The organism is Winogradskyella sp. PC D3.3, assembly GCF_054366245.1.
Map to the genome: position 1 here is coordinate 3,729,012 of NZ_CM135962.1, position 21,657 is coordinate 3,750,668.

The window sequence follows — 21,657 nt, forward strand, 5'->3', positions numbered from 1 at the left end:
GTATGCTGTATAAATGATAAAAGTGGATCAACAACGGTCCTCTTTTTTTATCAATTGCTCCAAAATGACCTTAATTTTTATATTTTGAGGCATTCGCATTAACAAATACTTCAGCTTTTCTAATTTCATTATTAAAACTTAAAGCAACGTTATAATTATTATAAGCCTGTAAACTATCATCATTTAGCAAGTAAGCTTCGGCTAAACTATCATAGACATTAGCACTGTTAGGATGTAGCTCTGCGTTTATTTTAAATACATCAATAGCTTTTTCATAATCTTTCTTTCTCAGGTATTTATATCCCATACTATTAAAATCTCCTTCCTTTATCAAGATACTTGTAGAATCCTTTTTTTAATTTCTAAATATCCAGCAAGTGCTTTATCATAATGACCTGCCTTTAAAAGTGTACTTGGTGTTTTATATTCTTTTGATACTTTTAAATAATCATAAGTCACTCCAACCTCACCTCCTTCAGATATAACTGACAAATACCATTGTGATGTTTCTGGATGCTGAACGAATCGCAATGTCTTATACATATCAGCGACAAAACATTCATTTTTCTCTAAAGCAACAGGTACAATCTGTCTACCTCTCAATTTAAAACCAATTTATTATTGTCATAGTAAACCTCAATAATATCATCTTCATTGTAAAGACAATTACCTGCCGTTTCCTTTTTAAACGTTTCAGAATAGTTGACCAAATTAGAACAGCTCAATCCTATAAAAACGATTAGCACTATTAAAATTTTAAATGTCATTGTGGTTGGTTTATTAGGTTAAATAAGAGCAAAAAAAAGTCTCACTATAAGTGAGACGATTCTTTTTGTATTTTATTACTTAACCTTGATTGAAGCAACTGTAAATTAAAATACTATCTAATAATTATTTAACTCCCATTAATTCAACATCAAACACTAAGGTTGCATTTGGAGGAATAACTCCACCAGCACCAGCAGCACCATAACCTAAATCACTAGGAATTACCAACCGTGCTTTATCACCAACGTTTAAAAGACAAATTCCTTCATCCCAACCAGCAATTACCTGACCTACTCCAACTTGAAAATCTAATGGTGCATTTCTTTTATATGATGAATCGAAAACTGTTCCGTCAGCTAACTGACCTTTATAATGTACAGAAACTGTATTTCCTTTTTCTGCTTTTTTACCATCACCTTTTTGAATGATTTTGTAACGTAAACCAGATGCTGTTTCATCAAAACCTACAGCTAATTTATCCAATTCAGCTCTTACGGCTTCGCGTTCCGCAGCAATACGCTTTTCTCGAGATCCTTCAAATGTTCTAAAAGCTTCAATAGCATTAAACTTTTCAGCAGCATCTCCTTGTCTTACAATTTCAATACTTTCAATTTTATCACCTTGAGCGATAGCATCAACAACATCTTGTCCTTCAACAACTTTTCCAAATACGGTATGTTTATTATCTAACCAATCTGTTGCAATGTGCGTAATATAAAACTGACTTCCGTTAGTTCCTGGGCCAGAGTTTGCCATAGCTAAAACACCAGGACCATCATGTTTTAAATCGGGATGAAACTCATCATCAAATTTATAACCTGGGTTCCCCGTTCCTGTACCTTGTGGGCAACCACCTTGAATCATAAAATCTGGGATAACTCTATGAAATTTTAAGCCATCATAATAAGGAGTTCCTTGTGGCTTTGCAGAATTTTCTAAATTCCCTTCTGCTAAAGCAACAAAATTACCTACTGTTCCAGGAGTTTTTTCGAACTCTAAATTTACTAATATCTCACCTTTTGAAGTGTTGAATTTTGCGTATATACCGTCTTGCATTGTCTGTATTTTTATTTAAAGTTGCAAAGATAGTGAATTGAAAGTTTAGAACATAAAGCAAGAACTTTAAACCCTATATTTCTAAAAATAAGCCGTTATCATAAGACCAAATTGTCAATTTAAATGCCTTTTAAATTACAAAAAACAAAAACTTAAATTCTGTATTGAGAACAGAGCTTAATTTCTTGTAATTAAATGAAGACCACAATTAAAATTGGGGGTTTAAATTAATAAAGTTAGTTTTGAAAAAAAAACAAAACCACATGGCATTTTCGTTATCTAAACTTTTTGGTAGTAAATCTTCAAAATCTCAACCAGGAGACACTGTTGAAGCCATTATAAATGATGTAGAAAACAAACCATTTGGAGTTTCTGAGTCCAACGTCCTATTTGCTGGCTTAAATGAATTAGGTGGCTATCACTTTTTTCAAACCATTATTGTTGGTGAGCTCAATGTGAAAGCTAAAAACGGAGCGCAACTCTTCTTTATCGGCGATAATTTTAAATTACAATTAGAAGCTGACATGCCAGAATTTGAATCTGAAAGCTCTAATATTAAAGGGAGAAACGTCACTAAAATTGATTTTCAAATTGAAGAAAGTGATGTAAAAAACTTAGAAAAGGCAACACTTAGAAGTATTCAACTTAAAGTTAAGAAGCACGATATTCTTTTCAGTAAATATGTTGTGATTGATGCTCCTGATGAAGAGGAATAAAATTAGAAACTGAATTTTAAAATTTATGATTCTTCAAAATAATACAGGTCTCTCTTAATATTGAATGGTAAATACGTTTTTGATAGTATCAATCTAAATGATTTATCTGAACCATCTGAAATAGACTTTGTGGTAATTTGGTAGTACGTTTTAAATGAATACAGTCTATTTATAAGGTTCTCCTCTAATCTGTGACGTCCATCATTTTTATTTCCTCACACTTAATGAACTCATAACCATTAGCCTCTAAAAAATCGTTGGCCTCATTTTCTTTGAAAAATGGAATAAAAAAACAAGCCTTTAAAAATCCTATTATCCAGACATAAAAAGGAAACACTATAATTAAAAGAACAATTAAAAACGGGTTCAAAATATGGATGCCATTATTAAAAAGTTACCACTGATTTTTTTAGATTAATTACTTAGCGCCTTTGTGATTTTGCGAGACAACCTTAAACGGTGACACTCGGAGATACAATCTAAAACGAATTACACAAATTATAACTATCCCTACTAACAACTCGGATTAGACAATTTACTTCGTTTCTTTACTTAGATAATCCCACTGAGATTCGCGGAGTTTACACAAAGAAAAAAGAGTAATAGGAAAAAACCGAGTAAGTAATTAAATATACAACTGTATTACTTTCACTTTACAATATGCCCTCTACACTTTTAAACTTTACACAAAACACTAAGTACATTCAACCATCAACCATCAACCATCAACCATCAACCATCAACCTAATTAGCAACTTCACTCATAAACTTTATACGATACAAGCGCAATTCTTCATCATCGTAATCACCATCAAACTCTTTTATAGCATCGTCAATTTTATCACTTTCAGTTTCCATAAAATACTCATGAATTTCTTCTTGTTGATCCTCATCTAAAAGATCATCGATCCAGTAATTAATATTCAGCTTTGTTCCAGAAAACACAATAGATTCCATTTCCTTAATAAACGTAGGCATTTCCATCCCTTTTGAAGAGGCAATATCTGTTAAAGGTAATTTTCGATCTACATTTTGAATGATGTATAATTTTATAGCAGAATTGGTCCCTGTAGATTTTACCACCATATCTTCTGGACGTAAAATATCATTATCCTTTACATAATCAGCGATTAAATCCACAAAGTCCTTTCCATATTTTTTGGCTTTACTTTCTCCTACTCCATGCACATTAGTTAACTCTTCTATACTAATAGGATACTTTAAAGACATATCTTCTAACGAAGGATCTTGAAAAATCACAAAAGGAGGTACCCCTAATTTTTTAGCATTGCGCTTTCGTAAATCCTTAAGCATGCCCATCAGCTTTTCATCAGCAATAGCACCACCACCTTTAGAATTGGTAACAATACCATCGTTTGAATCTTCATCAAACACATGATCTTCAGCCATCATAAATGAAACAGGATTCGCTATAAAATCTTTACCTTCTTCACTCAATCTTAAAACACCATAGGTTTCAATATCTTTCTTTAAAAATCGAGCAACCAAAACCTGACGAATTAAAGCCATCCAATATCTTGGGTCTTTATCTTTACCTACTCCAAAGTGCTTTTGTAAATCCGTTTTATGCGACGAAATAAGCGCATTTGAGTTACCAACAAGTACTTGAACTAAGTCTTTTGCTTTATACTTTTCATTGGTCTTTTCTACGGTCTCTAAAAGAATTTTAACGTCGTCTTGTGCTTCTACTTGCTTTTTAGGATGACGAACATTGTCATCCATATCACCACCATCTCCTGTTTCATTATCAAACTCTTCACCAAAGTAATGTAAAATAAATTTACGTCGAGATACTGATGTTTCGGCAAAAGCTACCACTTCTTGCAACAAGGCATGACCAATTTCTTGTTCAGCAACAGGCTTACCTGCCATAAATTTTTCGAGTTTCTCTATATCTTTATAAGCATAATAAGCTAAACAATGGCCTTCACCTCCATCTCGTCCGGCACGCCCAGTTTCTTGGTAGTAACTTTCAATACTTTTCGGTATATCATGGTGAATTACAAAACGTACGTCTGGTTTATCAATTCCCATCCCAAAAGCGATGGTTGCTACAACAACGTCAGTATCTTCCATAAGGAACATATCTTGATGTTTCACTCTTGTTTTAGCATCTAACCCAGCATGATAAGGCACTGCTTTGATTCCATTCACCTGAAGCACTTGTGCTAATCCTTCAACACGTTTTCGACTTAAACAATATATAATACCAGATTTACCTTCATTCTGCTTTACAAAACGAATGATATCGGCATCTACATTTTTAGTTTTTGGGCGTACTTCGTAATATAAATTAGGTCTATTAAACGACGCTTTAAATGTTACAGCATTTGGCATCCCTAAACTCTTTAAAATATCCTCTTGAACCTTCGGAGTTGCCGTAGCGGTAAGTCCAACAATAGGAATATCATCACCAATACGTTTAATAATAGTCTTAAGGTTTCTATATTCTGGTCTAAAATCGTGTCCCCATTCACTAATACAATGGGCTTCATCGACAGCCATAAAAGAAATTTTGACCGTTCTTAAAAAGTCAACATATTCTTCTTTGGTCAACGATTCTGGAGCGACATACAGTAATTTTGTAATACCGTTTGTTATATCATCCTTAACGCGTTTAACTTCAGTTTTATTTAAAGATGAATTTAAAACGTGTGCTACACCTTCATGTTCAGATACTGCCCTTATGGCATCTACTTGATTCTTCATCAGAGCAATAAGAGGAGATACTACAATAGCAGTACCTTCAGCAATTAAAGCTGGTAGCTGATAACATAAAGATTTTCCACCACCTGTTGGCATAATAACAAAAGTGTTATTTCCAGCTACGACGTTCTTTATTACTTCTTCTTGAAGCCCTTTGAATTCTGAAAATCCAAAGTACTTTTTTAATGCGGAGTGTAAGTCAATTTCTGCAATACTCATTAATCCCTATTGGTATTTTATATACATTTGCAACAAGTTTAAAGATAACAAAATCTTTAAACCTAGAAAACGCAATAAATAATAAGTTTTGAACACTAAGCAATCTATCTTAAAAACGGCAAAATCTACCATAGAGTTAGAAAGTAAAGCCATCGATAATTTGGCTAAATTACTAACAGATGATTTTGCTGATGCCGTAGAATTAATATACAATTCTAAGGGTCGTGTTATTATTACTGGAATAGGCAAAAGCGCCATTATAGCTAACAAAATCGTTGCGACATTAAATTCAACTGGTACTCCAGCGGTTTTTATGCACGCTGCAGATGCCATCCATGGAGACCTTGGATTAATTCTTGAAGACGACGTTGTAATTTGCATTTCTAAAAGTGGAAATACTCCCGAAATTAAAGTTTTAGTACCACTTATTAAGAACGCAAATAATAAAATGATTGCAATTACAGGCAACATTAACTCCTTTTTAGGGCAGCAAGCCGACTTTATTTTGAATGCTTTTGTAACCCAAGAAGCTTGTCCAAATAATTTAGCCCCCACAACAAGTACCACTGCCCAACTCGTAATGGGAGATGCTTTAGCGGTTTGTTTATTGGAATTACGAGGGTTTTCGAGTAAAGATTTTGCAAAATATCATCCAGGAGGCGCACTTGGTAAACGTCTTTATTTAAGAGTTAATGATTTATCATCCCAAAATCAGAAACCCCAAGTTGGTCTTGAAGCTTCTCTAAAAGAAGTCATTGTTGAAATTACAGAAAAAATGCTGGGTGTGACGGCTGTTGTTGAAAATGATAAAATCATAGGAATTATTACTGATGGGGATTTAAGACGTATGTTAAGCAAAAGCGATGACCTTACGAGCTTAAAAGCCAAAGATATTATGAGCAATAACCCTAGACGAATTGAGGAAGATGCTATGGCTGTTGATGCAAAAGAGCTGATGGAAGAATTTGGAATCTCACAATTATTAGTAGAGCATGATGGCAATTATTCAGGTGTAGTTCATCTTCACGATTTAATAAAAGAAGGCATTATATAATGGCGAAAAAAAATGTAGATGAGATGTCTTTTTTAGACCATCTCGAAGAGTTACGATGGCATTTAGTTAGAGCTGCAGCAAGCGTTATCATTGCAGCTACTTTAGCTTTTATTTTCAAAGATTTTATTGTTGGAATTATAATGGCTCCAAAGCATATGGATTTCCCAACATATGTTGCACTTTGCCACATGTCTCAATTCTTTGGAATGGACATGTCTTTTTGTGCTAGTGAATTACCTTTTGTCATTGAGGTTAGATCCGTTGGAGGGCAATTTTCTGCGCATATATGGACATCCATTTATGCGGGCTTAGTCATTGCATTCCCATATGTATTATACCAATTATGGAGTTTTATTAGTCCTGGACTACAAGATAAAGAAAGACGAAGTTCTAGAGGATTCATATTAATTGCATCCTTTCTTTTCTTTTTAGGTGTCGCTTTCGGCTATTATGTCATAACACCTTTATCCTTAAACTTCTTAACAAACTATACGTTTGCAGATGAAGTATCTAACGCTTTCGATTTAAGTTCTTACAATTCTATTGTTAGATCATCGTCTTTAGCCGCTGGTTTTGTTTTTGAATTACCTATAATTATTTATTTTTTAACCAAAATCGGATTGGTAACTCCTCAAATCTTAAGACAGTACAGAAAGTACGCCTTAGTTATTGTACTAATTATATCTGCTGTAATTACACCTCCTGACATTGCTAGCCAGGTCATTGTAGCCATTCCTATATTATTATTGTATCAAGTAAGTATTTATATTTCTGCTATTGTCGTTAGAAACCAAAAGCGAAAAGCCACAAAAGAAAACAAAAAATCTAAAGTTAAGTCCTAAATTATGTCTGATATTGTAAAGGAATTCAATGATTATCGTTCTAAAATGAACGATAAAATATTAGCTGATAACAATAAAATTGTAAAGCGAATTTTTAATCTAGACACCAATGCCTTTCAGGCAGGAGCTCTAGATAAAAAAACTAAAGAGCTTTTAGGTTTGGTCGCCTCAACGGTATTGCGATGTGACGACTGTGTAAAATATCACTTAGAAGCGTCATATAACGAAGGTATAACCAAAGAAGAAATTAGTGAAGCTCTTGGCATTGCGACTTTAGTTGGTGGTACCATAGTCATTCCGCATTTGCGACGTGCACACGAATATTGGGATGCTATAGAGCAGAACCAATCACAAGGTTAAACTTTTAATAAATGATTAGCTAAAGCCGATAGAATCTATATGTTTTTGTTAATTTTAGCGTTCTTACACCATATATGAAGTTACGAGCAGAACATTTAATGAAGTCCTACAGTGGACGAAAAGTAGTAAAAGATGTCTCTTTAGAAGTGAATCAAGGAGAGATTGTTGGTTTGTTAGGTCCTAATGGAGCTGGTAAAACCACATCCTTTTATATGATTGTTGGAATTATAAAACCTAATGGTGGAAACATCTATTTAGATGATACCAACATCACAAAATTTCCAATGTACAAACGTGCTCAAAACGGAATTGGCTACTTGGCTCAAGAAGCCTCTGTGTTTAGAAAACTAAGTATTGAAGATAATATTTTAAGTGTGTTACAGCTTACAAAATTGAGTAAGAAAGAACAACACGATAAAATGGAATCGCTTATTGAAGAGTTTGGTTTAGGTCATATAAGAACCAATAGAGGCGATTTGCTTTCTGGTGGAGAACGACGTAGAACAGAAATTGCCAGAGCCTTAGCAACCGATCCTAATTTTATATTATTAGATGAACCCTTTGCTGGAGTCGATCCGGTAGCGGTAGAAGATATTCAACGTATTATCGCCAAATTAACAAAAAAGAATATTGGTATTCTTATTACCGATCATAACGTACAAGAAACGCTAGCTATTACGGATAGAACGTATTTAATGTTTGAAGGTACTATTCTTAAAGCGGGTAAACCTGAAGAATTAGCGAGCGATGAAATGGTACGTAAAGTGTACTTGGGTCAAAATTTTGAGTTACGAAAGAAGAAATTAGAGTTTTAAAACTATTGGCATTCTTTATTAGTCATACAAACTAGCATTCCTCTGAAAGTAGGAATCTACTTTTGGCAACAAAAAGCCATACCTAAAAATCATTTATCAACACTACAAAGGAAGAAATCTTATACCAAAGCTTGAACCTTAATGCTTACCTTCCTTTTTTGGAAGCACTAACTTCACCCCATTAACTAAGAGCAAACAAACCGCTCCTACGGCAAGACCAATAATAAAATCTCTTAAAATCGAAGGAATCTGTTCTAAGACATGATGCATAAATTCAATGTTATGAACAAAAATACCACCTGCCACTAAAAGCAAAGCTATTGTACCAATAACAGACAAACTCTTTACAAGTATAGGCAATGCATTTACTAAAAACGTGCCAAGTCCATATAACAATCCTTTTTCACCATTACTTTTATTGATAAGTTTTAGCCCCAGATCATCCATTCTTACAATTAATGCTACAATTCCATAAACACCAACGGTAGCGATTAAAGCAACTATAGAAACTACAATTATCTGCGTGACTAATGGTTCATTAACAACTGAACCTAGAGCTATAATTACAATTTCAACAGATAAAATAAAATCAGTAACAATAGCCGATTTAATCTTAGTTTTTTCTAAATCTAACAGTTCTTGTTCTGTAAAATCTCGTTTTAATTCAATCGTTTCATGTTTGGGATGTGGCACAAAAAACTCATAAATTTTCTCGGCTCCTTCATAAGCTAAATATAGACCACCAAGGATTAAAATAACGATAATTGCCCAAGGTATAAAGGCACTTAATAAAAAAGCCAGTGGTAAAATCATTAATTTATTAAGCATCGATCCTTTGGTGATTGCCCATAATACTGGGATTTCACGTGATGATACAAATCCGGATGCTTTTTCTGCATTTACAGCTAAATCATCCCCTAAAATACCAGCCGTTTTCTTTGTTGTAATTTTAGTCATTGCAGCGACATCATCCATTATAGTGGCGATATCATCGAGTAGTGCAAAAAATCCTGAAGCCATTAAATATAGTTAAGTTGGTGTAATTAAATTTTTGATTGTGTCAATAAAGAAAGTACAATATATAAGGCAATAATTAGTGGTATTGCGGCAAAATGTAGCACTATTAAAAACACCATACTGAGCAATAGAAAAATATAACGTATTGCATTATCTTTAAATCCCCAATTTTTAAACTTTAAAGCAAACAACTTTATCTTAGAATTTAAAAGATAGCAACTCAAAAAAGTTAAGCCTATTAAAAACCATTTATTAATTATTATAGAATTAATAAGGTCGTTATTCTGATACTCTAAAATTAATGGTAGTGATATTATTACTAAGGTATTAGCAGGCACTGGTAAGCCTTTAAAATAAGTTTGCTGATCTTCATCCAAATTAAATTTAGCTAAACGATAAGCAGAAGCTAAGGTTACAAATAAACCGATTAATGGTAATACAGACATCTTAAAGCCTTGCCAATGAAAAACGGAATTCCAACTATCACTATATGCTGAATAATCAGGTGCATCAATAGTTAATGAAATCAGCTTAAACATGATAACCCCTGGCACAACTCCACTAGTCACTAAATCGGCTAATGAATCTAACTGAATACCCAACGGACTCTGTACGTTTAACTTACGCGCTAACAAGCCATCAAAAAAATCAAAAAATATGCCTAAAAACACAAAAATAGCGGCAGCTATAAAATTACTGTTCACAGCAAATATCACAGCAATACAACCCGAAAACAAATTCAGAAGTGTAACAATATTAGGGATGTGTCTTTTAAAACTCATAGATGTATTTTTTGTAAAAATATAAAAGTATTTGCGTCTTAACTTATTATTTTTTCAAATTGCTTAAAAATAAAACAATAAGAACACCTTTTTACAGTTAAATAGATAGAAAAATAATGTGCATCTTTGTAAAAAATTTTTGCTGTTGAAAAATTACTATGTAATTCTCTTAACGCTTGCTACACTAACGGTTTCAGCTCAAACAACGAGAAAATATTCAAACGAATTTATGAATATTGGTGTTGATGCTGCTGCCTTAGGTATGAGCAATGCTGTGGTTTCACAAACTGATGACGTCAATTCTGGTTATTGGAATCCAGCCGGATTGGTACACCTTGAAGATAACCAACTAGCTTTAATGCACTCTAGCTATTTTGCCAACATTGCAAACTATAATTATATAGCATTTGCCATGCCATTAGACGATAAAAGTGCTGTTGGCGTATCATTAATTAGATTTGGTGTAGATGATATTTTAGATACCACACAATTAATAGATGATCAAGGGAATATTAATTACGACAGAATTAGTACGTTTTCTACGGCTGATTATGGCCTCACATTTTCCTATGCAAGAAAACTACCTTTAGATGGTTTAAATTTTGGAGTGAATGCCAAAATTATTAGACGAATTATTGGTGATTTTGCATCCTCATGGGGTTTTGGTTTAGATGCAGGGATTCAATTTGAAAGTAAAAATGATTGGAAGTTTGGAATAATGGCCAGAGATATTACAACCACTTACAATGCTTGGTCAATTGACGAAGAGAAATTCGAAGACATTAGTGGTGCTGTTGATGGAGAAAATCAAGAATTACCAGAAACAACTGAAATTACAATTCCCAAATTACAAATAGGAATGTCTAAAAAATGGATTTTCAACTATGACTATTCCTTATTAGCAGCTGCAAACTTAAATATGCGCTTTGCTCAAAATAATGATATTATCTCAACGTCATTTGCGAGTATTAATCCGGCTTTAGGTTTCGAATTCGGGTATACCGATTTGGTATTTTTAAGAGCCGGTGTTGGGAATTTTCAAAATGAAATACAAATTGATGATTCAGAACAAATAACATTTCAACCTAACTTTGGTGTTGGTTTTAAATATAAAGGTATTCAAATCGATTATGCCTTTACAGATATCGGAGACCAAAGTGCGGCATTGTATTCTAATGTATTTTCCTTAAAAATAGACTTTAGCGTCTTTAGATAGTCTTTCGTATGAAACTAAAATTAGCCTTACTTGTTTTCTTATTAACTTCTGTTACCGTATTTGCTCAACACTTTCAACTTTCTGATAACGCAAAAATATCAGTATTAACTATCGGCCCAGGCGAATCTTTATCTGATGCTTTTGGACATAATGCCTTTAGAATTAAAGATCAAAAGTTAGGAATAGATGCCGTATATGGTTACGGGGAATATGATTTTGACTCCCCTAATTTTTATTTAAAATTTGCACGTGGTAAGTTAAACTATCTCATTAGCAGACATAATTTCAATGCTTTTTATTACGCCTATACAAATGCGAATCGCACCATTAAAGAACAAGTTTTAAACCTTTCTACTGAAGAAAAACAAAACATCTTTAATTACTTAGAAAACAATTACAAACCAGAAAACAGAAGGTATTTGTATGATTTTTTCTATGATAATTGTGCCACTAGAATTAGAGATGTCGCACAAGCAACGACAAACAGCGATATCCAGTTCATCCCACCAGCAGATTTTAAATCTAAAACATTTCGTGAACTTATTCACGAACATGTCGGCCTGAATTCTTGGGGAAGTTTTGGGATTGATATTGCTTTAGGGTCTGTAATTGACAGACAAGCATCAGCTGAAGAATTTATGTTTTTACCAAAATACATTCATGCTTTCTTCGAAAGTGCTAAGATGAATTCTTCCGAAAATTTAATCGAAAGTTCATCTGTATTATACAAGAAGAGGGATATAAATGCCCCATCAAATTTCCTATGGAGCCCTTTAATTATCATCGGTTTACTAGCCGCTATAATTGTATTTATAACATTTAAGGATTATAAAAACAACAGAAGAAGTAATTGGTTAGATATTATTCTTTTTGGAACAACAGGCCTTATAGGTATACTCCTTTTATTATTATGGTTTGCTACAGATCATTCGGCTACAGCGCAAAATTATAACCTATTATGGGCCTTCCCACTCAACTTATTTATTATTGGTCAATTATATCAACCAAAAGTAAAAACGTGGTTTAAAAAGTATTTGAGATTCTTAATTATAATGCTTTGCCTACTCACCTTGCATTGGATTATTGGCATACAAGTGTTTGCAATCGGTTTAATCCCTTTGCTAATTGCGCTATTGCTAAGGTATGTCTATTTAGTAAAGTTCTTTAATCAGAATTAAATTCAAACGCATGATTGTTTAAATTAACAATATTCGAATAATAATTAGCTGAATTTATGTCATTTATCTAATCAAGTCTTTTAAAACATTAGATATTAATAATTTGTTAAAAAAATTTAAAGATCTAAGAAAATATAATTTTATCTTGAAGCAATTTGCGGTAATCCAATTGTTCAAATCAAGTCCTCATTACTCTTAACTAAAAAACTACTGTCCTCTATAATATAAAATAGTACTTAGTGTTTTTATAAAAATACTAAAATCTAGAAATATACTTCTATGTTTTATATAATACAGATCATATTGAAGTTTGTTCAGACTATCATCTATAGATGCTCCATAACGTGTACTAACCTGTGCCCAACCGGTTAAACCAGGATTAATAATATGTCGAGTTTCATAAAACGGAATAACACGCGATAACTCACTAACAAAGAAAGGACGTTCTGGACGTGGCCCAATAATACTCATTTCGCCTTTTAGTACATTGTAAAACTGTGGGATTTCATCCAAACGCGATCGTCTTAAAAACATACCAAAAGCGGTAATTCTTGTGTCGTTTTTTTGCGCCCACTTTACACCATCAGCCTCAGCATTAACAACCATCGTTCTAAGCTTAAGAATGTTGAATAGCTTACTGTTTTTACCAACGCGCTCCTGAGTGTAAAATAAAGGCCCTTTATTCCCTATTAAATTCCCAATTAAGATAAAAGGCAACAACAAACTACCTAAAATTAACCCTATAATAGCAAAAGTGATATCAAAGGCACGCTGAACAAATATGTAGAGCTTATTTTCATTACTTCGGCTAAAAGGAAAATACTTATAGAAGTCTTTACCAACAAATTGAATTGGAACCTTTTGCAAAAGCTCTTCATAAACTTGCGTATAATCTCTAATTTTAAAACCACGTTCCAGAAGCGATATTAAATCGTGATACACTTCTGCCATTATCGCCTCCGTATTAAAACTTGCGACCAAAACTTCGGAAATTTTTTCTTTTTTAATGGTATCTAAAAAATCTTCAGCATGAAATTCAGGTAGTCCATTATATTTTACAGATTCTGATGGTGAAGCCTCACTATTAATAAAACCAACTATTTTATAATTAGGATCGGAAGTATTCAAGGCTTTTATTAGGCCATCAATATTAGAAATTTCTCCAACTAAGAGCACGCGCTTGTAAAATCTAGGCGATTCAATTAAATTAATATAAAAGAGGCGCCATAAAAGAATAGAAATAATAATTGCCAAATAGAGATACACTATTTGCATCCGTTCATTTGGTAATACCGGAGATAAAATTGGTGTTAGTAAATAAAACAGTACAACAGTAGAAGCCGTTATAACTATATTTTTAAAAGTAGTATCAATACGACTCGCTTTTTGAAGATCATATAATTCAAAAATGGTTCCAAAAACAGTAATATAAACTCCTAATAAAATTAAGGCTACACTATTTTCAAAGCTGACTTCAATATACTCAAAATCAAAAAAAAGGCTTAAGCCATAGACAGAAAAAAACACCATCAATAAATCAAAAATTCTAAGAAGAATCTTACGTTCTGAAATTTCGAAATGAATGCTTTTTTTTTCGTCATTATTAAGAGTAAATGGTGGCGTAAATATAAGGAGTTGAAACGTTTTTTTTAACAGAAATTTAAGATAAAAGGGATTTCCATAAGGGTTTTACAGCCCCCCAAGCAAAACTTTCACTTTTTGCACGTGCATTTGTAATAAGCTTATGTCTCAAACCATTATCTGTTTGTAATGCTATAACTGCTTTGACCATCGCATCAACATCATTCGGAGGTACTAAGAGGCCGTCGTCGTAATCTGAAATTAAATATGGCAAACCACCGACGTTAGTTGAAACTATAGGTAAGCCAAGAGCCATAGCTTCAATAACACTTACGGGTGTATTATCTACATTTGTGGTGTTTAAAAAAATATTATATTGTTCTGAGCGCAAAATCCATTCGGTTTTTGTCAACTTACCTGTAAATTCAACATCCAAGTTGAGTTTTAAAGCCATTTCTTTCACGTGTTTTAAAGTCCCGTCAGAGTCGGGTCCAACCATACATAATGTAACATCTGGATTGTGTTTTTTTAAATCATGTAAAACGTGAATCGCCAATTCAGGATTATAAATTTTTGAAAACGAACGCACCCACAATAGTCTAAGTGTATCGTAAGTTTTACTCTTGAAAGGATAATTGTCAATTTGAATGGTATTGGGAATATGAACAATATTATCATAACCAAACGATTGAAATTCTTCTTTTAAATATAAAGAAGGAGACACATTCTGTTTTGCATATTTAAACACTAATGCACTTAATTTAGGATGCTGTTTTAAACGCTTAGGAAGATGACCGCCATGTAATATGGGCACATAAGGTAATTTTAATAATCGACAGACTTGACTTACTAAAACGGCATAATAAAAATTTTGAGTACTATAGGTATCTATAAGAACAGTATCGATACGTTTATGTAACTTTAAAACGCTCCACAACATATCAAATAACCTCAGCAATTTTTGAGATTGTGATGACGCATAATACAACTTATACCCCTCACCCTCAAGCAAAGCACCAAGAATCTGAATACCAGAGATATTAGACTGCTTGTTCTTTAAGTCGTTTCCTATGTACAGGACGTTTTTCATGTTTTACGTTTAATAAGGCTAAGGCGTATATAAATCCAGGAGCAGCAATACGCATTGCTGAATGGTTAATTGTTGCAAACCAAAAGATTAAAAACGAGTAAAACAATAAATTTCCTTTATGTTGGGCTCTGTATACTAGAGGAGTAATAATAAGTAGTAACAATATTATAATACCAAAAATTCCATGCTCTGAAAACAAGCGACTCACCTCGTTATGAGAAGCAATTGTTTTACCTTCTTCTTCGAATCTTACTTGTTTCATTCCACTAGCCCCTACACCAAGAAAAGGATGTCTTAAAAAGCCTTCGAACTCATGTATAAACAATTCAACTCTTCCTGTAGAAAGATCTGATTTTTCTCGTCCTACAGCATCTTTATTCGTGTACCGATTTTCAATTAATCCGTCCGTTTGGCTAGCTGTTATTGACCAAGTAATTACAACTCCTATAATTAATATAAAAACAGAGCCAATAATTTGTTGCCGCCTTTTAAATTTAGAAGTACTGTATAACACCACTAAAAATCCAATAATCATCATAACGGCAGCTATTACACCTCCACGACTAAAGGTTACTAAAGCCCTAAAGGAGATTAGAGCTAATAATAATAAATTAAAAAGTTTTAGAAATAACGTGGGAGAATTTAAAAAAAAACGAACGGTTAAAGTTACCATTCCTAACCCCAATAAAGTAGCTACCTGATTTGGACCGAACCCACCCGAAGCTGCAAAATTAGATGCTGTACTTTGTAGCACTTCCTTAATACTAGGATTGTACAAAAACAAATAGATCATCATAGCAAGTAAAGGAAATGTCATACAGGCTAAAATTTGTAATAATTGTTCTTGTGTTATGGTTTTATGATAGCAATACAGTGCCGAAGCTCCTAAACATACAGGACCACTCAATACAAATGCAACCGAAGTTCTAAAATTCAAATCAAAACCCAAAGTAGTAGAAGCTACCAAAACTGCAGGTAATAATAAAATGAGATAAACAAAATAGGGATAGCTTTTACCTGATACTCCGGTAAAAAACATACCAATTAATACAAGTAGAATAATATAATATTTAGAAAACTCATAAAACAAGCCTCCACCAGTCATCCGAAATAACGATTCTGCTGCAGCAATGTAGGCACACCCAAACAATACCCACATGACTTTAGAAGCCTTATCTGACAATAATACCTTAGCAATAAAATAAAAACAAACAATTATAAAATATAATTTCGAAAAGAAAGGGACATAATAAATGGCCACACCTATAAGCAGATGTAATACAACCAAAGCGACATAGAGGTCATTGGTAAAATGATATCGTTTTTTATATTGTTGAGCTCTCGTCATTTTATTACACAAATTTAGACATATAATGCCAATAAACGACTAACACTTGTTTCTTTAGAAAAATTTTGAGAGACAACAGTTTGTAAAGCAGTTCCTGTTTGTTGTCTAAGTGCAATATTCTTTATAAATACTATTATTGATTCTGCTAATGCTTCAGCATCTAAAGGAGGCACTAAAGTTCCAGAATCTACATCACTAATAACAAGGTTGCAATCCCCTACATCTGTAGCTACGACTGCCAAACCTGCTTGCCCATATTCTAATAGAGCCAAGGGTAAACCTTCTGACTTGGAAGACAACACCCCAATATCTACTTGAGACATAATTTGTTCAGTATCTTTACAACTCCCATAAAAAAATACGTTGGGCTCTAATTCCAATTCTTTAACCAATTTCATAATCCTTTTCGCATAGGCATCATCAAAACTCTTACCAACACAGTGTAAAGACCAATCTGAAAATTGACTAATAATAAGTTTTAACGCCTTTAGAAGTGTACCATGATCTTTTTGCGGTCTTAAATTAGCTAAACATAACAATCTCTTCCCTTTCTCTCCTTTTAATTTTGTTACTGAAACTGTATTATAAGACACTACAAAATTTGGTAAAAATATGACCTGTTTACATAACAAATGCCTTGCATCCCAATTAGCCAATTGATCATTGACTGCAATAATCCCTTTAAAGATATAAGAACATAATTTCAAAATCATTTTTGGTCGCTGATCTAAAAATTCACTATTGCCATAATGATCATGCCAAATAATAGATATTTTAGGATATATTAATTTCAATAAGGTAGCTATAAAATATGAACTAGCATGGGCATGAACTACAGTAATCTGCTCTCTTTTTACAAATTTTAGTAAACGTTTTAAAGCTCCAAAATCCAAAATCCTAACCCGATTTAAAAATAGGTATCCTACCCGTGCATTCAAGCTCCCTTTTAATAGACCTTCTGCACGAGTAGCACATAAATAAGACTTATCCACTTCGGAAACTAAAACATTTGCTAAATTAACAGCCATACGTTCTGCCCCTCCTGCTTCCAAACTATCTATTAATTGTAATACTCGCAATGGCATTTTAATTTTCGATTAATTATTAATTTCACATTTTTCACTTTTCTATCCGCACCAATAACATACGCTTAACAACCTATTCAAACCCTACTCTCAAAAGTCCCGTTCAATACGTCTTTAATATCTCTTTCTAAACGATTAATAGTATATTTCTGCGACCAATTTATGGCGTCTTTAGCCATAGAATCCAAATTGGCTGTTTTAAATATTTTGATAAATTCGGATATAGCAGCATCTAAAGTTGGCTCTACAATTATACCTCGACTTCCATGGCCGAGCATCCAACTTACACAAGACACAGAAGTCGACACAGGAATACAGCCATAAAACATACCTTCTGCAACAGCTTTAGGCCAACCTTCGCTCTTAGATAATAAAATATTAAAATGCGCCCTTAATAATGCCGCTTTAACTATAGTTTTATCCTGGTTTCCTCTTATGTTTATTTGATTATTTATGCCGCGTTCTTCTATATAACTTTTTATTTCTTGCATTAAAGGGCCATCTCCAAACAGTTCTAATCGTGCTGGAATACCCTGCTGATTTAGTTGTTCTATAAACTGAATTGTAAGTAAGGGGCGTTTTCCTGGCACTAACATACCTGCAAATACAAACACTAATTCTTCTGTATAATCTTTTGGACTAAAAGCGACGCGCTCCTCATCTTTATAGGTTGCTGAAATAAAAGGATACACATTTGATGTTTCCCCTGGCCAATCACCATATACCAACACCTTCATGTTCCGAGTAATAAAAGTGTTTCGTAGAATTGACTGTTGCAAGCGATAAGACTTGGGTTGATTACTATTAGGATCCCAATTCCCCGCATATTTAGTTGATTTATTTTTCCAAGGAAACACTATTTGCACGAAACTAGCCACTAAACTTACATTTGCAGGACAACGCAAATGAATGTGGTCTGCCCAAGCCATAGCTCTTATCATTTGAAACACAATTAAAGGCATAAATAGTATGGCCTTGATAGCGTTTAAAATAGAATTAAAAGCAAAAAAAGGAATGTAATAACGCTTAATTGAGTTGGTACTAAAAGGTTTAATTAAAACATCGTCTGGATATGAAAATGGCGCTAATATCCGTTGTTCATCTGCATATTTAAACCAAACATCCATTTCATTAACATAAGGGGAATAGGACCAATATTTCCCATCTTTCAAAATGGTTGGAGCTAAAGATATAATTAACAATTTCTTTGTTTTATTATTCATATATACCCACTTGAGTTATGATTATTTATTTTTATTGCTGGAACTCCCAACACTGTTGTATTACTTGAGACATCTTTTGTAACTAAGGAGTTCGCTCCTATTACTGCTCCATCACCAACATTAATTTTACCAGCCACAACTGCATTAGCACCGATATACACATTATTACCTATTATAGGAACACCTCGCTTATCTTTAATACCACTAACACCAATAGTAACCCCTTGGGAGATGTTGCAGTTATTTCCAATAACCGCATTTGCATTAATAATAATACCTCCAAAATGTCCAATATAGAAACGTTCTCCAATTGTAGATGCGTATGGCAATGATATACCTGTTATAATCTCTATAGATTTTTGAGCAATTAAGCAAGGAATTAATAATAGTCGTTTAAAAATAGCAGGTGTTTTGCTAACATAAATAGAGTGAGATATGCGATACACAAATAATGCCCACAGTCCTTGTTGAGTAAGTACTAAAACTAAGCTATTAGTATTACTATACTCCTTGTATTTAGCTATGTCTTTTTTAAATTTATTAAACATTATGCATAATTTTAGGCTTATTAAAGATTAAACTCCACCATCCTACTATTCTTCCTACGGCATCAGTTAAGGCTGATTTTCTTTCATTAGTAGTAATAACATTTAATAAACGAATGAACAACAATACCCCATGAACTGCGTGCCATTTAAATTTTGCCGTAATACTAGGATGTGGATATTTTACTCTCCAAACATACCAACCATTTCTTAAAACCATTTTTCCATACTTATACATATTAGGTCTCCCAGCGGCATCGTGATAATGACTTAATTGTACTTTAGTATCTATGACATTTTTCCCATAATCTAATGCCCGAATACTGAAATCAGCATCTTCATAAAGTCCATAACCTTCAAAATAGGTTGAAAAATTAATATGATCAAATAGTGTTTTTCGGAAAGACATAGACATCCCAATTAACAAATCTACTTCGTAACACTTACCCGTTAATGGATAGCCACTTGTACGACCATGTGAAAATTCAGGCACGCAGTTAGAAGCTAGTTGCGATGTAAGCCCTAAATAATTTCGAAATCTATTTCGTAAACCCTCAGGGTAAACGTATCCATCAAGCTCATAATACAAATTAGGATTATAATTTTCACCTACTTTCATCGGCTCCCATCGATTTTCGTTTATGGCAACTCCTCCTACGCCAATAATATTATTATTTTCATTAAATGTATGAATAACTTGTTTAAAATAATTTGGTTCTAAAACGGTATCATCATCTAAGAAACACACGATTTCTATATCTTCTGAAACCCTAGAAGTTCCAAAATTTCGTTGTTTGGTTAAACCTCGTTGATGCTCATTAACTTTATAATACTTCAGATTCTTGAAAGCATTAGCATTAAGCATGCCTGCTGTCTCTTCGTTTGTAGAGCCATCTACAATTAATATTTCATTGGGGTATAACTCTTGTAACTTTACTGAATTTAATAAAGTCAATAAAGCTTTAGGTCGCATATATGTGCATATAACAAGTGAAAAATTCATATTATAAAATTCTGCATTAAATAATTACACATCTTTTTTAAATCAAACAACTATTTTATTTTTTTTTATAATTAATTCAGATGCTTTGAGACACCTTTTCAACCATAATTGATTAATTAATTGATTGATTGATTGGGATTAAATTTAAATTACTTTTTCAATGCCTACAATTTACTCTTAACTAAACGATAAATTAAAATTTATCAGCCTCAAATTTTATTATGAATTTGTCTTTCTTTTTTTAAAAATAAATAACAATACAATTTAATCCATGAAGGCGCATCCTCATATCTTTTATTAGGATCTCCTATATTTTCAGCATGCGATTTCCATTGATTTTCCTTAGGGGCAAATGATGAATTAATATTATGAATTTTATCCACATCTTCAATCGTTAATTTGCTAACTTCAAGAAAATCTGATAGTAATTCTAGGTTTATATTATTTCTTAAATCTTCATATTTAATAATCAAGACATTGTTTAGGACGTTATAATTTGATATAAAACGATAAAAACTCATTTTATTTCTCCATTTTAAAAGAAAGTATAAGGAATATAGCGGTCTTAAAATAAGTTTAATGGTGTTTTTAAAACTAGAGGTTCTAAAGTTATAAATTGATTTTTCAACACTAACAAATAGATTATAAGGATCTCTTAATAAGATAATGTGCTTATCATTTGGAAATACCTCTATTTGTGATCTACTATCTAAAAAAGGACTTTTCAATAAAATATTACTATCTAAATTTAGTAACTCCGTCCGATACCCATTAACAATTAATTGTAATTCATTATTTTTTGAATCTTTCGCTCTAACAAAATGTTTACTGCAATTTATTTTTTCATAAATATCTCCAAATAATTTAGTTGATATTGTTTCATAACTTTCATTATTTATAATTTCGAAATCACTTCCTTTTCTAATTATTTGTGCAAGAAAATTATGTCCCGCTCTTTGAGAGAGTGAATGCAAAAAAGTAATTTGAGACCCCATACATTATATTTTTTTGTTTTATTTATTTTAACCTTCT

At 32.7% G+C, this 21,657-nt stretch carries 22 protein-coding genes; 7 read left to right on the forward strand and 15 right to left on the reverse strand.

Going from position 1 to position 21,657, the window contains the following annotated elements; all coding sequences use genetic code 11:
• Nucleotides 1-70 precede the first annotated feature (70 nt).
• The 4 genes from ACXGSQ_RS16585 to ACXGSQ_RS16600 form a co-directional block, all read right to left on the reverse strand.
• Nucleotides 71-307: a hypothetical protein gene (locus ACXGSQ_RS16585; protein WP_458627258.1), complete on the reverse strand. Its 237-nt coding sequence runs from the start codon at nucleotides 305-307 to the stop codon at nucleotides 71-73.
• A gap of 23 nt (nucleotides 308-330) precedes the next feature.
• Nucleotides 331-603 (reverse strand): hypothetical protein, encoded by a 273-nt coding sequence (locus tag ACXGSQ_RS16590; protein WP_458627259.1) that lies wholly within the window; start codon nucleotides 601-603, stop codon nucleotides 331-333.
• Nucleotides 600-767 carry a hypothetical protein gene (locus ACXGSQ_RS16595; protein WP_458627260.1) on the reverse strand — a complete coding sequence of 56 codons (168 nt, stop codon included), beginning with the start codon at nucleotides 765-767 and terminating at the stop codon, nucleotides 600-602. The genes ACXGSQ_RS16590 and ACXGSQ_RS16595 overlap by 4 nt, the downstream gene beginning before the upstream one ends.
• A gap of 124 nt (nucleotides 768-891) precedes the next feature.
• The gene (locus tag ACXGSQ_RS16600) at nucleotides 892-1,824 is read right to left on the reverse strand and encodes a peptidylprolyl isomerase (RefSeq protein WP_458627261.1); all 933 of its coding nucleotides are present in this window, start codon (nucleotides 1,822-1,824) and stop codon (nucleotides 892-894) included.
• Nucleotides 1,825-2,087: 263 nt separating this feature from the next.
• Here ACXGSQ_RS16600 and ACXGSQ_RS16605 point away from each other — a divergent pair, with 263 nt between their 5' ends.
• Nucleotides 2,088-2,540, forward strand: a complete 453-nt coding sequence (locus ACXGSQ_RS16605) for a hypothetical protein (protein ID WP_458627262.1) — start codon at nucleotides 2,088-2,090, stop codon at nucleotides 2,538-2,540.
• Nucleotides 2,541-3,284: 744 nt separating this feature from the next.
• Here the strand turns inward: ACXGSQ_RS16605 and recQ are convergent.
• Entirely contained in the window at nucleotides 3,285-5,486 is a 2,202-nt protein-coding gene (recQ, locus tag ACXGSQ_RS16610) for a DNA helicase RecQ (protein ID WP_458627263.1), read from the reverse strand.
• Between the two features lie 88 nt (nucleotides 5,487-5,574).
• Between recQ and ACXGSQ_RS16615 the strand changes: the two genes are divergently transcribed.
• From ACXGSQ_RS16615 to lptB, 4 genes are all read left to right on the forward strand, one after another.
• Nucleotides 5,575-6,540 (forward strand): KpsF/GutQ family sugar-phosphate isomerase, encoded by a 966-nt coding sequence (locus tag ACXGSQ_RS16615; RefSeq protein WP_458627264.1) that lies wholly within the window; start codon nucleotides 5,575-5,577, stop codon nucleotides 6,538-6,540.
• The gene (gene tatC / locus ACXGSQ_RS16620) at nucleotides 6,540-7,382 is read left to right on the forward strand and encodes a twin-arginine translocase subunit TatC (protein WP_458627265.1); all 843 of its coding nucleotides are present in this window, start codon (nucleotides 6,540-6,542) and stop codon (nucleotides 7,380-7,382) included. Before ACXGSQ_RS16615 ends, tatC begins: the two co-directional genes overlap by 1 nt.
• Nucleotides 7,383-7,385: 3 nt before the next feature.
• The gene (locus ACXGSQ_RS16625) at nucleotides 7,386-7,742 is read left to right on the forward strand and encodes a carboxymuconolactone decarboxylase family protein (protein ID WP_458627266.1); all 357 of its coding nucleotides are present in this window, start codon (nucleotides 7,386-7,388) and stop codon (nucleotides 7,740-7,742) included.
• Between the two features lie 74 nt (nucleotides 7,743-7,816).
• Nucleotides 7,817-8,557: an LPS export ABC transporter ATP-binding protein gene (gene lptB, locus ACXGSQ_RS16630; protein ID WP_458627267.1), complete on the forward strand. Its 741-nt coding sequence runs from the start codon at nucleotides 7,817-7,819 to the stop codon at nucleotides 8,555-8,557.
• A 138-nt stretch (nucleotides 8,558-8,695) separates the two neighbouring features.
• On the opposite strand, the gene ACXGSQ_RS16635 is transcribed toward lptB, so the two are convergent.
• Entirely contained in the window at nucleotides 8,696-9,577 is an 882-nt protein-coding gene (locus ACXGSQ_RS16635) for a DUF808 domain-containing protein (protein WP_458627268.1), read from the reverse strand.
• A 23-nt stretch (nucleotides 9,578-9,600) separates the two neighbouring features.
• Entirely contained in the window at nucleotides 9,601-10,356 is a 756-nt protein-coding gene (locus tag ACXGSQ_RS16640; protein WP_458627269.1) for a CDP-alcohol phosphatidyltransferase family protein, read from the reverse strand.
• A 145-nt stretch (nucleotides 10,357-10,501) separates the two neighbouring features.
• Here ACXGSQ_RS16640 and ACXGSQ_RS16645 point away from each other — a divergent pair, with 145 nt between their 5' ends.
• Nucleotides 10,502-11,572, forward strand: a complete 1,071-nt coding sequence (locus ACXGSQ_RS16645; RefSeq protein ID WP_458627270.1) for a putative type IX sorting system protein PorV2 — start codon at nucleotides 10,502-10,504, stop codon at nucleotides 11,570-11,572.
• Between the two features lie 8 nt (nucleotides 11,573-11,580).
• Nucleotides 11,581-12,750, forward strand: a complete 1,170-nt coding sequence (locus tag ACXGSQ_RS16650; protein WP_458627271.1) for a lipoprotein N-acyltransferase Lnb domain-containing protein — start codon at nucleotides 11,581-11,583, stop codon at nucleotides 12,748-12,750.
• A 207-nt stretch (nucleotides 12,751-12,957) separates the two neighbouring features.
• Here the strand turns inward: ACXGSQ_RS16650 and ACXGSQ_RS16655 are convergent, their stop codons facing one another.
• From ACXGSQ_RS16655 to ACXGSQ_RS16690, 8 genes are all read right to left on the reverse strand, one after another.
• A complete protein-coding gene (locus tag ACXGSQ_RS16655) occupies nucleotides 12,958-14,280 on the reverse strand; it encodes an exopolysaccharide biosynthesis polyprenyl glycosylphosphotransferase (protein WP_458629374.1) in 1,323 nt (440 codons plus the stop codon).
• Nucleotides 14,281-14,410: 130 nt separating this feature from the next.
• Nucleotides 14,411-15,421 carry a glycosyltransferase family 4 protein gene (locus ACXGSQ_RS16660; protein ID WP_458627272.1) on the reverse strand — a complete coding sequence of 337 codons (1,011 nt, stop codon included), beginning with the start codon at nucleotides 15,419-15,421 and terminating at the stop codon, nucleotides 14,411-14,413.
• Nucleotides 15,372-16,769, reverse strand: a complete 1,398-nt coding sequence (locus ACXGSQ_RS16665) for an O-antigen ligase family protein (protein WP_458627273.1) — start codon at nucleotides 16,767-16,769, stop codon at nucleotides 15,372-15,374. The genes ACXGSQ_RS16660 and ACXGSQ_RS16665 overlap by 50 nt, the downstream gene beginning before the upstream one ends.
• A 14-nt stretch (nucleotides 16,770-16,783) precedes the next feature.
• The gene (locus tag ACXGSQ_RS16670) at nucleotides 16,784-17,854 is read right to left on the reverse strand and encodes a glycosyltransferase (RefSeq protein WP_458627274.1); all 1,071 of its coding nucleotides are present in this window, start codon (nucleotides 17,852-17,854) and stop codon (nucleotides 16,784-16,786) included.
• A gap of 77 nt (nucleotides 17,855-17,931) precedes the next feature.
• Complete coding sequence (locus ACXGSQ_RS16675; protein ID WP_458627275.1) at nucleotides 17,932-19,077, reverse strand: glycosyltransferase family 4 protein; 1,146 nt, start codon at nucleotides 19,075-19,077, stop codon at nucleotides 17,932-17,934.
• Complete coding sequence (locus tag ACXGSQ_RS16680) at nucleotides 19,074-19,625, reverse strand: serine O-acetyltransferase (RefSeq protein ID WP_458627276.1); 552 nt, start codon at nucleotides 19,623-19,625, stop codon at nucleotides 19,074-19,076. Before ACXGSQ_RS16680 ends, ACXGSQ_RS16675 begins: the two co-directional genes overlap by 4 nt.
• Nucleotides 19,618-20,625, reverse strand: coding sequence for a glycosyltransferase family 2 protein (locus ACXGSQ_RS16685; RefSeq protein WP_458627277.1), 1,008 nt, complete (start codon nucleotides 20,623-20,625; stop codon nucleotides 19,618-19,620). The genes ACXGSQ_RS16680 and ACXGSQ_RS16685 overlap by 8 nt, the downstream gene beginning before the upstream one ends.
• Nucleotides 20,626-20,834: 209 nt before the next feature.
• Nucleotides 20,835-21,620: a hypothetical protein gene (locus ACXGSQ_RS16690; protein ID WP_458627278.1), complete on the reverse strand. Its 786-nt coding sequence runs from the start codon at nucleotides 21,618-21,620 to the stop codon at nucleotides 20,835-20,837.
• Nucleotides 21,621-21,657: the final 37 nt, after the last annotated feature.

Excerpts from the sequence above, each read along its gene's own strand:
- ACXGSQ_RS16625 (WP_458627266.1), top strand. The coding sequence starts at position 7,386 with ATGTCTGATATTGTAAAGGAATTCAATGATTATCGTTCTAAAATGAAC.
- ACXGSQ_RS16635 (WP_458627268.1), bottom strand. The coding sequence starts at position 9,577 with ATGGCTTCAGGATTTTTTGCACTACTCGATGATATCGCCACTATAATG.
- tatC (WP_458627265.1), top strand. The coding sequence starts at position 6,540 with ATGGCGAAAAAAAATGTAGATGAGATGTCTTTTTTAGACCATCTCGAA.
- ACXGSQ_RS16680 (WP_458627276.1), bottom strand. The coding sequence starts at position 19,625 with ATGTTTAATAAATTTAAAAAAGACATAGCTAAATACAAGGAGTATAGT.
- ACXGSQ_RS16650 (WP_458627271.1), top strand. The coding sequence starts at position 11,581 with ATGAAACTAAAATTAGCCTTACTTGTTTTCTTATTAACTTCTGTTACC.
- ACXGSQ_RS16685 (WP_458627277.1), bottom strand. The coding sequence starts at position 20,625 with ATGAATTTTTCACTTGTTATATGCACATATATGCGACCTAAAGCTTTA.
- ACXGSQ_RS16655 (WP_458629374.1), bottom strand. The coding sequence starts at position 14,280 with ATGGTGTTTTTTTCTGTCTATGGCTTAAGCCTTTTTTTTGATTTTGAG.
- ACXGSQ_RS16675 (WP_458627275.1), bottom strand. The coding sequence starts at position 19,077 with ATGAATAATAAAACAAAGAAATTGTTAATTATATCTTTAGCTCCAACC.
- ACXGSQ_RS16670 (WP_458627274.1), bottom strand. The coding sequence starts at position 17,854 with ATGCCATTGCGAGTATTACAATTAATAGATAGTTTGGAAGCAGGAGGG.
- ACXGSQ_RS16585 (WP_458627258.1), bottom strand. The coding sequence starts at position 307 with ATGGGATATAAATACCTGAGAAAGAAAGATTATGAAAAAGCTATTGAT.
- ACXGSQ_RS16605 (WP_458627262.1), top strand. The coding sequence starts at position 2,088 with ATGGCATTTTCGTTATCTAAACTTTTTGGTAGTAAATCTTCAAAATCT.
- ACXGSQ_RS16660 (WP_458627272.1), bottom strand. The coding sequence starts at position 15,421 with ATGAAAAACGTCCTGTACATAGGAAACGACTTAAAGAACAAGCAGTCT.
- ACXGSQ_RS16600 (WP_458627261.1), bottom strand. The coding sequence starts at position 1,824 with ATGCAAGACGGTATATACGCAAAATTCAACACTTCAAAAGGTGAGATA.
- lptB (WP_458627267.1), top strand. The coding sequence starts at position 7,817 with ATGAAGTTACGAGCAGAACATTTAATGAAGTCCTACAGTGGACGAAAA.
- recQ (WP_458627263.1), bottom strand. The coding sequence starts at position 5,486 with ATGAGTATTGCAGAAATTGACTTACACTCCGCATTAAAAAAGTACTTT.
- ACXGSQ_RS16640 (WP_458627269.1), bottom strand. The coding sequence starts at position 10,356 with ATGAGTTTTAAAAGACACATCCCTAATATTGTTACACTTCTGAATTTG.
- ACXGSQ_RS16690 (WP_458627278.1), bottom strand. The coding sequence starts at position 21,620 with ATGGGGTCTCAAATTACTTTTTTGCATTCACTCTCTCAAAGAGCGGGA.
- ACXGSQ_RS16595 (WP_458627260.1), bottom strand. The coding sequence starts at position 767 with ATGACATTTAAAATTTTAATAGTGCTAATCGTTTTTATAGGATTGAGC.
- ACXGSQ_RS16665 (WP_458627273.1), bottom strand. The coding sequence starts at position 16,769 with ATGACGAGAGCTCAACAATATAAAAAACGATATCATTTTACCAATGAC.